At 62.5% G+C, this 3,383-nt stretch carries 2 protein-coding genes; both read right to left on the reverse strand.

The window, feature by feature from the left end; genetic code table 11:
• A partial coding sequence (gene drmD, locus AC1DHD_RS15120; protein ID WP_476880499.1) for a DISARM system SNF2-like helicase DrmD occupies positions 1-1,958 on the reverse strand: 1,958 nt, incomplete at its 3' end.
• Between the two features lie 63 nt (positions 1,959-2,021).
• Complete coding sequence (locus AC1DHD_RS15125) at positions 2,022-3,182, reverse strand: DNA cytosine methyltransferase (protein WP_476880500.1); 1,161 nt, start codon at positions 3,180-3,182, stop codon at positions 2,022-2,024.
• Positions 3,183-3,383: the final 201 nt, after the last annotated feature.

The raw sequence follows: 3,383 nt of genomic DNA on the forward strand, positions 1-3,383 counted from the left end.
GAGGTAGACGACTTGTCTTCCGGATCAGGGTGGTAAATCTGCGGGCATTCGGTCTGCCCATATCGGTCGATGCGGCCGATTCGCTGCTCAAGGCGGTTGGGGTTGAAGGGGATGTCGAAGCTGACCAGGCGGTGGCAGTGTGTTTGCAGGTCGATGCCCTCACCCGCGGCATCAGTCGCGATCAGGATCCGCACGGGGTCCTTGGAAGGGTTCTCGGTGAAGCGCACGCGGATGAGTTCGCGCTCTTCGGCATCGGTTGAACCCTCGATCACCGCAAGGCGGTCACCTCCGAGGTCGAACGCGTTGAGGACATCGCGAATCCAGTTGAGCGTGGCGACGTACTCGGTGAAGATGACGACGCGTTCGTTTAGCCAGGTTCCCTCTGGAGTGAGCAGCTGACCTCGGATCAAGGTTATGAGCGCCTGGRGCTTCGTGTCAGGTAGTGAGGCGTAGCGCCATCCCCAGTCGATGAGCCACTCAAGGTCCGCGACGTCTTCATCGGTCAGCGGAACCTGTGCGCGCTGTGCTGTGCGGAGTGCTTCAAGCTCAGGCTGCTCCAGGCGGCCTTCTTCTTCGTCGGAGGCTTCGTCGCCGAGCACCTCGTCGTAGTCAGGCAAGTCGATGTCGTCGTCGCCACGCAGACGGGTGGCGAGATACGTTTCGGCGGTCGAGGCGAATGCTGTTGGCGAGGAGAAGAACCGCTTCTTCAGGATCAGAGTCGCGAGGTCTGCGGCGCGCTTGCCCTTCTCGGCCTTTACGGCGGCGTTGCGCCGTTTGGTGAACGCGATCAGCCGGTCGTAGGCCTCAGACTCGTCGTCGGAGGGCTGGAACAGCAGGGCGTGCACTTCCCGCAGTTGGAAGCCCTCATCAGGAAGGTCTTTCTTGAGCCGGCGAACGGCCACTTCGCGCAGCGCCTTGGCGTCGAGATCGGCGCCGCGGGCGAAGCGCTGCGGGTCGACCATCTCCATGAGGGCCGTGAACGATTCGGTGTAACCGTTGTGCGGGGTGGCACTGAGGAAGAGCCGGTGTTCGCAGCGCCTCGCGAGTTCGCGGACGGACACCGTGCGCTGGCTGTCGACGGCGTAGCGGCTCTTGTCATTGCCGCCTCGCGATGGTGTGGCCGGGGCAACGTGGTGGGCTTCATCGACGATCACGACATCGAAGGCGTACCGGTCGGCAACACGCTTGTCGTCGGCCCGGGCGTACACATCTCGGAGGAGTCGCTCGGCTCGCGGTGATGGCAGCCAGGACATAGAGACGATCACCCGGGGGAAAAGGATGAACGGGTTCGCGTGCACTCCGAAGCGTCGGCGGAAGTCGCGCATGGTGTTGGAGTTGACGATTTCGAAGCCGAGACCGAACTTGTCGCGCATCTCCTCCTGCCACTTGATGACGAGGCCGGCCGGGCACACGATGATGACCGATCGGGCGCGGTGGCGGAGAAGCAGCTCCTGCACCACCAGTCCGGCTTCGACGGTCTTGCCGAGACCGACATCGTCGGCAAGGAGGAGGTTCGCTCGAGGTGCTTCCAGCGCACGGCGCAGCGGCTCAAGCTGGTAGGCCTCGATGGTTGCKCTGCTGCGGAAGGGGGCCTGTAGCGTCCGGGCGTCCGCCGAGGTCAGAGCACCCCAGCGGAGAGCATCGACGTAGGCAGCGAACGTGGTCGGATCGTCGAACTGATCTGGGGCGACCGTCGTGGGGAGGCCTTGGTCAAGAATGACGCCCCGTCCCGGCTCAAGCTGCCAGATGGCAGTCATCTCGTGGCCGTAGTGCTCTTCCTCGATCGACTGGAGCGACACTGCGTGCTGGAGCTCAGCCTTGCCATCGTCTGCGCTGGAGCGTTCCAGTGCCTGGGCTGCGACGTCGGTGACGATCCATTTTGAACCCCGAACCGTGACCAATTGACCGACCTCAGGCAGCTCGTCGTGAACTGCCGACGCCGCAGGCGCGACTGTCATTAATGCTCCCCCATTTTTCGATTTCGTTGATGCTCCTACTATTTATACACACCAGCCCCGACATCAGAGGGAGGCATACTCCTTGAGGTCTTGCATGAAGGCGTCCTGGTAGCGGAGGGTGCTTCGGAGCAGCCGCGAGGCGAACCCTCGCGTCGCCTTCGCAGAAAGGGCGTTTGAGCCCCTCTCCTCAAGAACCCCTTGGAGGGTGAACGTCCGGCGCAAAGGTCCCGTGACGGGAGCTTCCGAGACTTTTGCGCGCCGCACGTGGTCACCGACCGAGATTCCCGCCGAGCCCCATCCTTGTTTCACATCAAGTTCCCGGGGGAGCTCGACGGTACTTAGCTGGTCATATGCCCTCAGCCCCTCTGCGATCCACTGCACCGCCGGGACAGCGACTGCGTTGCCAACGAGCTTCCAGCGGTCCCGTGACGGCGCTGCGCTGGTCCAGCCCGGGCGAAAGCCTTGCRGGGTTTCCAAGGCTTCAATGGACGGGGTCCGGAACTTCGATTCGATGGGCTTCCCGGGAAGCCAGACGCCCGGGGCCGAGGGGATTCCCGCCGTGGTAGATCCCTTGATCGTTGGCACAACACCGTTGCCCCAGCCAACGCCGCGATTCCCCTCTGTCCAGTAGAAGCCATGAGCCTTCTGGATCCGGTCTGTGGTGCTCCGTCTTCCTTCCGAAGGCGCTGCATAGTCCCGAAACAGAACGCGTTCCGGGCCCTGGTGGCGGCTGGCAAGGAGGAAGACTCGTTTACGTCGTTGTGCAACCCCAAAATGCTGAGCGTCGAGAGTGCGGTAGCACCAGCTGTAGCCGGCGTCGCTGAGCATGCTGCCGATGATGGACATCGCCTCACCCCCCTTGAGTCGCAACATGTTGGGGACGTTTTCGAGCAGGACCCACTCAGGCTTCTGCGACTGGATTGCCTGCAGGACACCGATGATGAGGCCTGAAGCGTCGCCGGAGATTCCGGCAAGCCTTCCCGCAGAGGACAGATCGGTACAGGGGAAACCCGCTGTCACGATCTCGGCGTCGTGCAGCTTTTCCGGCAGGTCCTGTACGTCTTCGAACATGCTGGCGGAAGGAAAGCGCTTGCTGAGGACGGATTGGGCTGATGGCCAGTTTTCGTAGGCCAGCACGTCGCCCGAAAACCCGGCTTTCCGAAAAGCCTGCTCAAAGCCCCCGATGCCGGCGAAGAGGCTAAGGATTGTTGCGTCGTGATCCATACCGTTCAATTCTTGGGATTGCTGGGGGAGCTGGTCGCGTCCTGAACCTCATGATTCAGGCCATCTGATGGTCCGAGGTCCTGGAAAGTGGCATTGCACGGCTGTCCGAAGTTGCCGCATGGGCTGCTCTTGTCAGCCACGAAGCAACCTCGACGGATTAAGGATATAGGTAGCTCGGCGGGGCCCGGGATCGCATCCAGC

The sequence above is a fragment of the Arthrobacter sp. 05L45_2 genome (assembly GCF_056397525.1).